Raw genomic sequence first — 11695 nt, 5'->3', positions numbered from 1 at the left:
TACAAATTCTTGCGCAGACTTCTGCTGTCGGCAAGTCGGACATAAGTCACCTAAGGGCTGAGGCGGGGCGTACTTCCCAGACGGTCCACAGCGGGCGGTAGCCCTGGCGGGGCCAGAAGACGCTGCTCAACGGGTTCGGCGGGTTGTAGTAGAGGTACGTGCCGACCGCGCCCATCCGGTGAAGCTCCTGGTGGGCGTAGGCGACGAGCTGCTGGCCGATGCCGGTGCCGCGGGCTCCCGGCACCACCGAGAGGCAGTTCACATAACCCCATCGGCCGCGGGGCAGTCTCATGGCGGCCATCGTGCCGGGTTCGGACGACACGATCGCGCACTCGGCGAGGGCGACCGCGATGCCGTCGCGTTCGGCGATCCAGATGGGGCTCGCGTTGGCGAGGCGTTCGGCGAGTGCGCGCCGCTTCACCGCCGCGGCTTCCGGGCGGACGATCGTCGAGCCGACGAACGACGAGTACTCCAGCTCGGCGAGGGACAGCTCCAGCACGCTGTCCAGGTCGTGAGGGGTGGCGCGGCGGATCGTGAGCGTGCGCGGGACTCGGGGCTGGGGAGTCCTCAGCCGCACCGCGAGCACCGACAGCGGCACCATGCCGTGGTCGAGGAACGCGCGCGCGGCCTTCGTGTCGCGGCTCGGCCAGTGCACCACGCACGCGCTGTCCTCGTCGTGGACCTCCTGCGTGTCCAGGTGCCGGCGGAACCGGGTGAGCAGCGCGTCCATGCCCTGCGCGGTGCCGACCAGCGGCAGCAGCTCCCACACCTGAGCCGTCGACCACAGGCGGATCGTGGAGTGCTCCTCGAACGTCTTGTGGCTGATGACCCCGGCCACGCGCGTGCCGTCCGCGAGCGCCGCCGTGATGACGTGGCCGTCGGTGGGTGGTTCGACGGCCGGCGGGAGTAACGGGTCCAGTGAGGTGAAACGAGCCGACTGGGCCGCCACTAGTCCGCGTGCCGAGGTCATGGCCGTTGAGGTTACGACGTCAGGCGCGTCCGGAAGATCGCGGTGCCGGGGAAGAGCTTGCCCCGCAGCGGGCTCCACTGGCCCCAGATGCGCGTGTGCCCCTTCGGCCACTCCGGCTCGACGAGGTCCTCGAGGGTGAAGCCGGTGCTCGTGAGCGCCCTGACGTAGTCGCCGAGCGTGCGGTGGTGCTCGACGTACACGGCGTGGCCCTCGCCGTCGACCTCTACATAGGGGGTGCGGTCGAAGTACGACTGCGTGACGGTGAGGCCCATCGGGCCGGGGTCGTCCGGGAAGATCCACCGCATCGGGTGGTTCACCGCGAACACCCAGGGCGATCCGGGCCTGAGCACGCGGGCGACCTCGCTGAAGATCTCCCGGACGTCCGCCACGAACGGGACGGCGCCGAACGCCGAGCAGGCGGCGTCGAAGGAGTCGTCCCTGAACGGCAACTGGTCGGCACTGGCCTGGACGAGCGGGACCTGGATGCCTGTCCTGTCGTTGTTCTCGCGGGCGTGCCGGAGCATGCCCTCGGAGATGTCGAGAGCCGTGACGTTCGCACCGTTGTTCTTGAGCCAGCGTGCGCACGGAGCGCTGCCGCAGCCCACCTCCAAGATGCTCTGACCTGCTGTGTCGCCGAGGAACCCGGTCTCCTCCTCGCGCAGGCCCTCAGGGCACCAGACGAAGTCCGCCGCACCCAGGAAGTCTCCGTGCGTCTCGTGGTAGTCGTCGGCGTCGGCGTCCCACCAGATGCGGTTCGCCGCACGTGACTCGGAGGCGTCCGCTCCGCGCTTGACGATGCCGGCCGTGCCGAGCGCTTGCTCCGCGCTCGCGTGCTGGTTGGACACACTGCTCCTTCACATGGGGGCTGGTTTGCTCACAGCTCTCGCGGCCGCGTACGATAACGCCCGCGTAGTGGGTTAGTGCTGCCCATGATCCAGAATGGTCGGGGATTCCAGGTTGCTGCGATGCTGCGCGCGCACCACTACCACTCATTAATGCCAATCCGTACCGGAGCCACCTACCTAATGTCCACCGACACCACCACCGCCCCCGTTGCCGCTGCGCCCAAGCAGGTCGCGATCAACGACATCGGGACGGAGGAGGACTTCCTCGCTGCTATCGACAAGACGATCAAGTACTTCAACGATGGCGACATCGTCGAAGGCACGATCGTCAAGGTCGACCGGGACGAGGTCCTGCTCGACATCGGCTACAAGACCGAGGGCGTCATCCCCTCGCGCGAACTGTCGATCAAGCACGACGTCGACCCCAACGAGGTTGTCAAGGTTGGTGACGAGGTCGAGGCACTTGTTCTCCAGAAGGAGGACAAGGAAGGCCGCCTGATCCTCTCCAAGAAGCGCGCCCAGTACGAGCGCGCGTGGGGCACCATCGAGGCCCTCAAGGAGAAGGACGAGCCGGTCAAGGGCACCGTCATCGAGGTCGTCAAGGGTGGTCTCATCCTCGACATCGGCCTCCGCGGCTTCCTTCCTGCCTCCCTTGTCGAGATGCGTCGCGTCCGCGACCTCCAGCCCTACGTCGGGCGTGAGCTCGAGGCGAAGATCATCGAGCTGGACAAGAACCGCAACAACGTGGTCCTGTCCCGCCGCGCGTGGCTCGAGCAGACCCAGTCCGAGGTCCGCAGCGAGTTCCTCAACCAGCTGCAGAAGGGCCAGGTCCGCAAGGGCGTCGTGTCCTCGATCGTCAACTTCGGTGCCTTCGTGGACCTGGGTGGCGTCGACGGTCTCGTCCACGTCTCGGAGCTGTCCTGGAAGCACATCGACCACCCGTCCGAGGTTGTCGAGGTCGGCCAGGAAGTCACCGTCGAGGTCCTCGACGTCGACATGGAGCGCGAGCGCGTCTCCCTGTCGCTGAAGGCCACGCAGGAAGACCCGTGGCGCCAGTTCGCCCGCACCCACGCGATCGGCCAGATCGTGCCGGGCAAGGTCACGAAGCTGGTTCCGTTCGGTGCGTTCGTCCGCGTGGACGAGGGCATCGAGGGCCTGGTCCACATCTCCGAGCTGGCCGAGCGCCACGTGGAGATCCCGGAGCAGGTCGTCCAGGTCGGCGACGACGTCATGGTCAAGGTCATCGACATCGACCTCGACCGCCGTCGCATCTCGCTGTCGCTCAAGCAGGCCAACGAGGGCTTCACGGTCGACACCGAGTTCGACCCGACCCAGTACGGCATGGCCGCCGAGTACGACGACCAGGGCAACTACATCTACCCCGAGGGCTTCGACCCGGAGACCCAGGAGTGGCAGGACGGCTTCGACAAGCAGCGTGAGGAGTGGGAGCGCCAGTACGCCGAGGCGCACACTCGTTACGAGGCCCACATGAAGCAGATCCGCAAGGCCGCCGAGGCCGAGGAAGAGGCAACGGCCGAGGGTGCGGGCAACTACACCTCCGGTGGCGACGCTCCTTCCGCTTCGGTCGGCGCGCCGGCTCAGTCCGGTGGCACGCTGGCCTCCGACGAGCAGCTCGCGGCGCTCCGCGAGAAGCTGTCGGGCGGCATGTGATCGCTCGCGGCTACTCGTAGCTGACTGACGAAGGCCCTCGCACCTCGGTGCGGGGGCCTTCGCCGTTTCTTGTCGGGGGTGCTGAGTAGGTTGAGATGTAGGGGTTCCCGAGTCGGGGGGACGCCTGCGGCAGCGTGGGGTCCCGGCACAAGCCACGCGTGAGCGAGCCGCACCAGGGCTTGGAGGTCAGACGGGCGAAATCGTGTGACGGCACGGTGCCGAAGCTGCGGCGGATGCTGTCCGTGCGGCACCGGGGCCGCGCGCTGCCGGCGCGTCTGGCGTTGCGACACCTCACCGAGGACGACAGCCGCATGGTCGCTGCGGCGGCCCGACGTCACCTAGCGGTGGGCCCATGTCGCGGCGCAGGGAAGCGGGACTGCTTCGACCTGCGAGCCAACGCAAACGGTCCGCCAATGCAGGGACAGCCCGTCCCTGAACGGCGAGCGGTGCGTTCACCGCTTCTGCCGGTGCGTGCAACCTCCCTCCCGCCGCCCACCGGTACGCGATCATGTCCCCATGGGGACCACATCCGAGCGCTATCCATCGGCCGAGCCACACGACTCAGGCATGCTCGAGGTAGGCGACGGCCATTCCCTGTACTGGGAGGTCTCGGGCAACCCCGACGGCAAGCCGGCCGTCGTGCTGCACGGCGGTCCCGGATCAGGGAGCTCGCCGAGAACGCGGGGCCTGTTCGACCCGGCCCGCTATCTCGTGGTCCAGTTCGACCAGCGCAACGCCGGCCGCAGCACCCCGTCGGCGAGCGACCCGGTCGTCGACCTGTCGGCGAACACCACCCAGCACCTCGTCGCCGACATCGAGGCGCTGCGGGTCCACCTGGGAATCGAGCGCTGGCTCGTGGAGGGTGGCTCCTGGGGCGTCACACTGGCTCTGGCCTACGCGCAGACGTATCCGGAGCGGGTGACCGAGTTGGTGCTCGCGGCCGTGACCGACGGCGACCGCCGCGACACCGACTGGATCACTCGGGACATGGGCCGCATCTTCCCGCGCGAGTGGGAACGGTTCCGCGACGGCGTGCCCGCAGCCGAACGCGACGGCGACCTGTCGGCCGCCTACAGCCGGCTGCTGCACGATCCCGACCCCGAGGTTCGCGCCAGGGCGGCACAAGGGTGGTGCGACTGGGAGGACACGCACATGTCGCTGGCCCCCGACGCCGCACCGTTCCTGTCGGTCGAGGACCCGGCGTTCCAGCTGGCCTTCGCCCGCCTCGTGACCCACTACTGGTCCCACGGCTGCTTTCTGGAGGAGCGGCAGCTGTTGCGCGACATCGAGCGACTGCACGGGATTCCCGCCGTGTTGATCCACGGGCGTTACGACGTCAGCGGTCCACTCGGCACGGCCTGGGCACTGCGCCGCGCGTGGCCCGGCAGCGAGCTCGTGGTTCTCGACGACACCGGTCACGGCGGTGGCAGCATGGCCGCGGCGATCATCGCCGCCACCGACCGCTTCGCCCGCGACCTGGACGAGTGACTGCCCGTCCGGATGGCCCCGCGTTCACTCTGTGGTGGAGGGCTTGGGGCGTTGTGTAGGTTGACAAACCTATGCGTGGGAACAAATTCTTCGTGGTGTTGAGCGCGGCGGCGTTGGCGGTCTGCGCGGCCTGTTCTGGCGCGGTGCCGCAGACTCAGGCGCCGCCGCCGCAGATCCCGAAGATCACCCCACCGACTACGCCGTCGCGGATTCCGCTGATGGTGGACCGGCCGTTGCCGGACGACTGCGAGCTCGTGGTGCCGGTCGAGGTCATGAACGCGACGCTCGGGCAGGAGCTGCCCGGGGAGCCTCGGATCATCATCGGCATCAAGGAGCCCGGGATCGGGCGGACCGGGAAGATCGACTGCTACTACGGGATTCCCGAGAAGAAGAACCTGCCGGACGCCAAGATCATCATTGGGCTGTCGACGTACACGGACGAACTGACCGCGCGGACGCGGGTCGGCGAGAGCGTCGAGGCCGAGCGGCAGGACGGGGCGAAGATCACCGAGGTCGACGTCGGCAGGCAGAAGGGGACGTTGATCGAGGGCAAGGAAGAGCAGCTGCTGATCGGGTCGCTCGGCAAGTCGACGTTCGTGGTGCGCAACCGCAACAACTTCATCCCGCAGGCCAAGCTGATGGCGGTGCTGCCGGTACTCGCCCAGCAGTGCATGACGCCGCCGGTCTAGCCTGTGCGGCATGCTCAGGGTGGGGTTGACCGGGGGAATCGGGTCCGGCAAGTCGACGGTCGCGAGGCTGCTCGCCGCCAACGGTGCGGTGGTCATCGACGCGGACCAGCTCGCGCGTGAGGTGCTCGAGCCCGGTACCGACGGGCTCAAGGAGGTCGTCAAGGCGTTCGGTCCGGACGTGGTGAACGACGACGGTTCGCTGAACCGGGCGGCGCTGGCGGCCAAGGCGTTCGCGACCGAAGAGGCACGGCAGACGCTCAACGGGATCACGCATCCGCGCATCGGGGCGTTGACCGCGCAACGGATGAGCGAGGCGCCTGAGGACGCGATCGTCGTGCACGACATCCCGTTGCTGGTGGAGCGGGACATCGCGGCGGCGTACCACCTGGTGATCGTGGTGCACGCGGACGCCGAGACGCGGCTGGGCCGGCTGGTCGGCAGCCGGGGGATGGACCGGCAGGACGCCCTGAACCGGATTGCCGCGCAGGCCACGGACGAGCAGCGCCGGGCCGTCGCGGACGTGTGGCTGGACAACAGCGGTGAGGTTCCGGACGTCACCGGGCTGTGGGACCGGCTGGTGGGGTTCGAGAAGAACGTGCGGACGCAGTCGTACGCGTCCGGGTCGCCGATCGTGGTGCCGTACGACGGGCGGTGGCCCGCTCAGGCCAAGCGGGTGGCGCGGCGGATCAGCCTGGCGGCCGGTGGGCGGCACGTCGAGCACATCGGGTCGACCGCGGTGCCGGGACTGGCGGCCAAGGACGTGCTGGACTTCCAGCTCGCGGTCGAGGACATGGAGACCGCCGACTCGTTGCGGGAGACGTTGGCACAGGCCGGTTTCCCGTACGTGGGGCCGTACGAGGACACACCGCGCGGCGACGGGGACTGGAGCAAGCGGCTGCACGCCGGGGCCGATCCGGGGCGGCGGGTGAACCTGCACCTGCGCGTGGAGGGTGCGCCCAACTGGCGGTGGGCGGTCGACTTCCGGGACTGGCTGCGGCACGACGCGCGGGCGCGTGAGGAGTACGCGGAACTGAAGCTCGAGCTGTCGCAACGGTTTGCGGCCGACTCCGGGGCCTTCGCCTACGGTGAGGCGAAGGAGCCGTGGATGGAGGCGGCCGTCGCGCGCGTCGAGGCTTACAGGGGCGGCCAGGCGTCGTAGATGCCGTGCCACGTCAGCCAGCTCGTGAGGTTGTGGTTGACGTTGCTGAGCTCTTCGAGGGTGCGGTGGATCGTGCGCAGGGCCTGGTCGGCGTCGCCGGGGCGCAGGACTCGGCCCGCCACGGCGGCGGCGAACTCCTCGCTGCGCACGATGCGGGCCGTGGTGCCGCCCGGAACTGCCAGGCCCAGCAACAGGTCCGTGGTCTGCCAGTGGCGGTGGTCGCGCTCCACCCGCACGGCGGACAGGACGCTCGGGCCGCTGCGGGCGTGCCGGGAGCGGGCGCGGTAGGTCGTGAGGCGCACGCCCAGTTCGGGCATGAGCCAGGTGACCTCGGCGTCCGAGAAGGGGTCTTCCGGCGTGGGATGTTCGATCCTCAGACCCCAACGTTCGACATTGCACGAACTGAGAGTTCGTGAGCCACCGGACGAATAGGTCCGCACGCCCGAAATGGTGTCGACGACATCGACCAGCTGAGGTGTAGTGACCGCTCCCACGACGCCGAGGGTAGTCAAATAAGTGCTCGCAGTTACACGCCGGGTCGATTTGTTACGTCACGGTCAGATGACGACCACACTCTGTGTATCAACGCCAGGAGGTGGGACAACCCGAAGAGGTGAGCCACCTGACCACATCGTGACCGTGCGCTGAAATTCCTGACACCGCTGAGTAGGTGGTTTCCAGGGCCCATTGCGCGCGTTCCGGAGTGATCAACTTGTGCTGAACTGCGGCGATCAACTCGTCCGTGTCCAGCACCGTCACGCTGTGACCCGTTCGGACGATCAGATCGAGGTACAGATCCGTCGTTTTCCAGACGCTGCCGATCGCGTTGATCTCCACGACGTCCACGTAGAAGTCGAAGTCGAGCTGGTGACCGGGGTGCCAGGACTGGCGGGTGACCCGGATGTTGAGCTTGGGCAGGAACCAGCTCTCGAAGTGGCTGATCTTCGGGTGACCCGCGAGCGGCCGGAACATGTAGAGGCCCGTCGGGGTGAGGCGGTACTCGTCGACGCTTCTCAACAGTCCCTTGGGATCTGTGTTGCTCTTGGCGTCCAGGTCGAAGTACTCGATCTTCGGCGGATGGATGTGTGCCACGTCCGCGATACTGCCATCGTTCGGCCGTCCGGCCACTTAGGATGCCGCGCATGTTCGGGATCATCCGCCCCTGCCGCAACAGAATGGGCGCTGAGCTGCAGTCCGCGTGGCTCGCCCACCTGTGCGGGATGTGCCTGTCGTTGCGCGACGAGCACGGTCACCTGTCGCGGCTCGTGACCAACTACGACGGGCTCCTGATCTCGGCGATGGTCGAGGCGCAGAGCGGTCTCTCGAGGCGGTCTGCGGGACCGTGTGCGTTGCGCGGGATGAAGTCCGCGGACGTGGCCGTCGGGTCCGGTGCGCGGCTGGCGGCGTCGGTGTCGCTCGTGCTGGCGTCGTTGAAGATCGACGACCACGTGGACGACGGCGACGGGCTCGCCGGGAAGGTCGGCTGGGCGGGACGTGCGGTGGCGCGGCGCTGGGCCGCCAAGGGGCTCGGGACGGCTTCCGATCTCGGGTTCGACGGCTCGGTGATGATCGACTCGGTGAGGCGGCAGCCGCTCGTCGAGGCCGCTGCGGGGCTGGGCAGCTCGGTGCTCGCGGTCACCGAGCCGACGGAGGCCGCGACCGGGTTCGCCTTCGCGCAGACGGCGTTGCTCGTGGGCAGGCCGGCGAACGCCGAACCGTTGCGCGAGGCGGGACGCATGTTCGGACGCGTAGCGCACCTGATCGACGCCGTGGAGGACCTCGAGGCCGACCGCGGGGCGAATGCGTGGAACCCGTTGCTCGCCACGGGGACTTCGGTCCTCGAAGCTCATCGGCTGTGCCTGGACGCGGCGACGGGGGTCCGGCTGGCGCTGGACGAGGCCGAGTTCACCGACGGGCGGCTCGTGCACAAGCTGCTGGTGCACGAGCTGGACGAGTCGATCAACCGGGTGTTCGGCGAAGACCGGCACGACGACGGCAGGCGCACCCCGGTGGATCCCGGCAGCGGGCCGTGGGCGTACCCGAGGCTGACCTACGAGCCGCGGCCGCGCGGGTTCCTGGAGGGCTGCGGCGCGTTCCTCTACATGTGCGGGACCTGCCAGTTCTGCTGCCGGGACCCGTACCCCGGCCCGTGGAGCGACAAGTGGCGGAGCTCGTGCGACTGCGACTGCGACTGCGGCAGCTGCTTCGAGTGCTGCAGCTGCGACTGCTGTTGCTGCCCGTGCGATTAGGCCTCTGACCAGGCCCGATCTGAAATTGTCAGACCCTCGGCGTAACGTGCTTGCCGTGGCTTTCGCAACCGAGCTCCCGCCAGAGGAGAGCACCGTCAAGGCGCACTCCGAGCACCGTCCCGTCGGCGACATCGAACGCACCGACGGGCAGTTCCGCGTGGTCAGCGACTACCAGCCGGCCGGTGACCAGCCCGCGGCCATCGCCGACCTCGAACGCCGCGTGCGCAGCGGCGAGCGCGACGTGGTGCTGCTCGGCGCCACCGGTACCGGCAAGTCGGCCACCACGGCCTGGCTGGTCGAACGGCTGCAGCGCCCCACGCTGGTCATGGCGCCGAACAAGACCCTGGCCGCCCAGTTGGCGAACGAGCTGAAGGAGCTCTTCCCGCACAACGCGGTGGAGTACTTCGTCAGCTACTACGACTACTACCAGCCAGAGGCGTACATCCCGCAGACGGACACGTACATCGAGAAGGACTCCTCGATCAACGAGGACGTCGAGCGTCTCCGCCACTCGGCCACGATGTCGCTGCTCACGCGCCGCGACGTCATCGTGGTCGCCTCGGTGTCGTGCATCTACGGCCTGGGCACGCCGCAGTCGTACCTCGACCGCTCGATCCCGCTGGAGACCGGCGTGGAGGTCGACCGCGACGCGTTCCTGCGCCTGCTGGTCGATGTCCAGTACACCCGCAACGACATGTCGTTCACCCGCGGCTCGTTCCGCGTGCGAGGCGACACGGTCGAGATCATCCCGTCCTACGAGGAGCTCGCCGTCCGCGTCGAGTTCTTCGGCGACGAGATCGACAAGCTCTACTACCTCCACCCGCTGACCGGCGAGGTGGTGAAGGAGGTCTCCGAGCTCCGGATCTTCCCGGCGACGCACTACGTCGCGGGCCCGGAGCGGATGGAGCGCGCGATCCGCGACATCGAGGCGGAGCTCGAGACGACGCTCGCCCAGATGGAGCGCCAGGGCAAGCTGCTGGAGGCCCAGCGCCTGCGCATGCGCACCCAGTACGACCTGGAGATGATGCGGCAGGTCGGCTTCTGCAACGGCATCGAGAACTACTCCCGCCACATCGACGGCCGCGGCGCGGGCACGGCGCCGGCGACGCTGCTCGACTACTTCCCCGACGACTTCCTGATGGTCATCGACGAGTCGCACGTGACGGTGCCCCAGATCGGCGGCATGTACGAGGGCGACGCCTCCCGCAAGCGCAACCTCGTCGAGCACGGCTTCCGCCTGCCCTCGGCCTTGGACAACCGCCCGCTGACGTGGGAGGAGTTCGCCGACCGCATCGGCCAGGTCGTCTACCTGTCGGCCACGCCCGGCCCGTACGAGATGGGGCAGGCCGGCGGCGAGTTCGTCGAGCAGGTGATCCGCCCGACCGGCCTGGTCGACCCCGAGGTGGTCGTGAAGCCGACCGAGGGCCAGATCGACGACCTGGTGCACTCGATCCGGGAGCGCGCGGAGCGGGACGAGCGTGTCCTGGTCACGACGCTGACGAAGAAGATGGCCGAGGACCTGACGGACTACCTGCTGGAGCTGGGGATCCGGGTCCGGTACCTGCACTCCGAGGTCGACACGTTGCGCCGCGTCGAGTTGCTCCGTCAGTTGCGCCTCGGTGATTTCGACGTGTTGATCGGCATCAACCTGCTGAGGGAGGGCCTCGACCTTCCCGAGGTGTCGCTGGTGGCGATCCTCGATGCCGACAAGGAGGGGTTCCTGCGGTCCGGGACGTCGTTGGTGCAGACGATCGGCCGTGCCGCTCGTAACGTGTCGGGTGAGGTCCACATGTACGCGGACCGGATCACGGACTCGATGCGGCACGCTATCGAGGAGACCAACCGCCGGCGCGAGAAGCAGGTCGCCTACAACACCGAGCGCGGGATTGACCCGCAGCCGTTGCGGAAGAAGATCACCGACATCCTGGAGGCGGTGTACTCCGAGATCGAGGACGAGGTTCCGGTCGGGGGGTCTGGGCGCAACCAGTCTCGGGGGAAGCGGGCCACCGGTGAGGGTGGACGGTCTTCCGGGGTGGTGGCTTCGCATGAGCGTGCCGGGATGGCTCGGTCGGAGCTGGCGGATCTGGTGCAGTCGTTGACTGATCAGATGATGAATGCGGCTCGGGATCTGCAGTTCGAGTTGGCGGCTCGGTTGAGGGATGAGATTCAGGATTTGAAGAAGGAACTGCGGGGGATGGACGCGGCTGGGGTCAAGTGAGGGGTGGGCTCTGTGGGTGGTCGCGTTGCGTTTTAGGGACGCGGCCTTGCGGGTGGTCACCTTGCGTTGGGCGAGTTACGTTGCGATGCGCGGCTTTGCGGGTGGTCACCCTGCTCTGGGCGAGTCACGTTTAGGGCGCGGGGCTCCGCCCCGGACCCCGCCAATCTGATCAAAGACCAGCCAGCGCCGCTTGCGGGTTGATGGCACGCCCGTTGCGTTCGGCGGCTGCGCGTTGCGTTGGTGGTGTGGTTCGGGTGGGGTGGTCCCATCACCAGCCGAGCCGGAGCGAGCCACACCAGAGGGGTCAGGTCAAGCCGACGAAAAGCGTGTCGGCTTGACCGACGCCGCCAGGTGCTCGGCGAGCCGCTGCACGTACGCCGCGTCCGCCTGGGCGTACGAGAGGAGG

At 68.1% G+C, this 11695-nt stretch carries 10 protein-coding genes; 6 read left to right on the top strand and 4 right to left on the bottom strand.

Annotation, left to right across the window (positions count from 1 at the left end):
- Positions 1 to 46: 46 nt before the first annotated feature.
- Together ABZ345_RS28240 and ABZ345_RS28235 are read right to left on the bottom strand one after the other, a co-directional pair.
- Entirely contained in the window at positions 47 to 970 is a 924-nt protein-coding gene (locus ABZ345_RS28240) for a GNAT family N-acetyltransferase (RefSeq protein ID WP_359854934.1), read from the bottom strand.
- Positions 971 to 981: 11 nt separating this feature from the next.
- Entirely contained in the window at positions 982 to 1815 is an 834-nt protein-coding gene (locus tag ABZ345_RS28235; protein WP_359854931.1) for a class I SAM-dependent methyltransferase, read from the bottom strand.
- A 180-nt stretch (positions 1816 to 1995) separates the two neighbouring features.
- On the opposite strand from ABZ345_RS28235, the gene rpsA reads away from it, so the two are divergent.
- From rpsA to coaE, 4 genes are all read left to right on the top strand, one after another.
- On the top strand, positions 1996 to 3486 hold the full coding sequence (gene rpsA, locus ABZ345_RS28230; protein WP_167974456.1) for a 30S ribosomal protein S1: 1491 nt from the start codon (positions 1996 to 1998) through the stop codon (positions 3484 to 3486).
- Positions 3487 to 4002: 516 nt separating this feature from the next.
- Positions 4003 to 4974, top strand: a complete 972-nt coding sequence (gene pip, locus ABZ345_RS28225) for a prolyl aminopeptidase (protein WP_359854928.1) — start codon at positions 4003 to 4005, stop codon at positions 4972 to 4974.
- Between the two features lie 71 nt (positions 4975 to 5045).
- Entirely contained in the window at positions 5046 to 5663 is a 618-nt protein-coding gene (locus ABZ345_RS28220; RefSeq protein WP_359854925.1) for a hypothetical protein, read from the top strand.
- A gap of 10 nt (positions 5664 to 5673) precedes the next feature.
- Positions 5674 to 6822 carry a dephospho-CoA kinase gene (gene coaE / locus ABZ345_RS28215; RefSeq protein WP_359854922.1) on the top strand — a complete coding sequence of 383 codons (1149 nt, stop codon included), beginning with the start codon at positions 5674 to 5676 and terminating at the stop codon, positions 6820 to 6822.
- Here the strand turns inward: coaE and ABZ345_RS28210 are convergent.
- Together ABZ345_RS28210 and ABZ345_RS28205 are read right to left on the bottom strand one after the other, a co-directional pair.
- Positions 6798 to 7316, bottom strand: coding sequence for a hypothetical protein (locus ABZ345_RS28210; protein ID WP_359854919.1), 519 nt, complete (start codon positions 7314 to 7316; stop codon positions 6798 to 6800). The genes coaE and ABZ345_RS28210 overlap by 25 nt on opposite strands.
- 88 nt (positions 7317 to 7404) lie before the next feature.
- On the bottom strand, positions 7405 to 7914 hold the full coding sequence (locus tag ABZ345_RS28205) for a DUF402 domain-containing protein (RefSeq protein WP_359854916.1): 510 nt from the start codon (positions 7912 to 7914) through the stop codon (positions 7405 to 7407).
- A 50-nt stretch (positions 7915 to 7964) separates the two neighbouring features.
- On the opposite strand from ABZ345_RS28205, the gene ABZ345_RS28200 reads away from it, so the two are divergent.
- Together ABZ345_RS28200 and uvrB are read left to right on the top strand one after the other, a co-directional pair.
- Positions 7965 to 9071: a DUF5685 family protein gene (locus tag ABZ345_RS28200; protein WP_359854913.1), complete on the top strand. Its 1107-nt coding sequence runs from the start codon at positions 7965 to 7967 to the stop codon at positions 9069 to 9071.
- Between the two features lie 55 nt (positions 9072 to 9126).
- On the top strand, positions 9127 to 11289 hold the full coding sequence (gene uvrB / locus ABZ345_RS28195) for an excinuclease ABC subunit UvrB (protein ID WP_359854910.1): 2163 nt from the start codon (positions 9127 to 9129) through the stop codon (positions 11287 to 11289).
- Positions 11290 to 11695 lie beyond the last annotated feature (406 nt).

The sequence above is a fragment of the Lentzea sp. NPDC005914 genome, from assembly GCF_040629405.1.
Taxonomy (GTDB): domain Bacteria; phylum Actinomycetota; class Actinomycetes; order Mycobacteriales; family Pseudonocardiaceae; genus Lentzea.
This window is presented reverse-complemented; position numbering and strand designations above follow the sequence as displayed.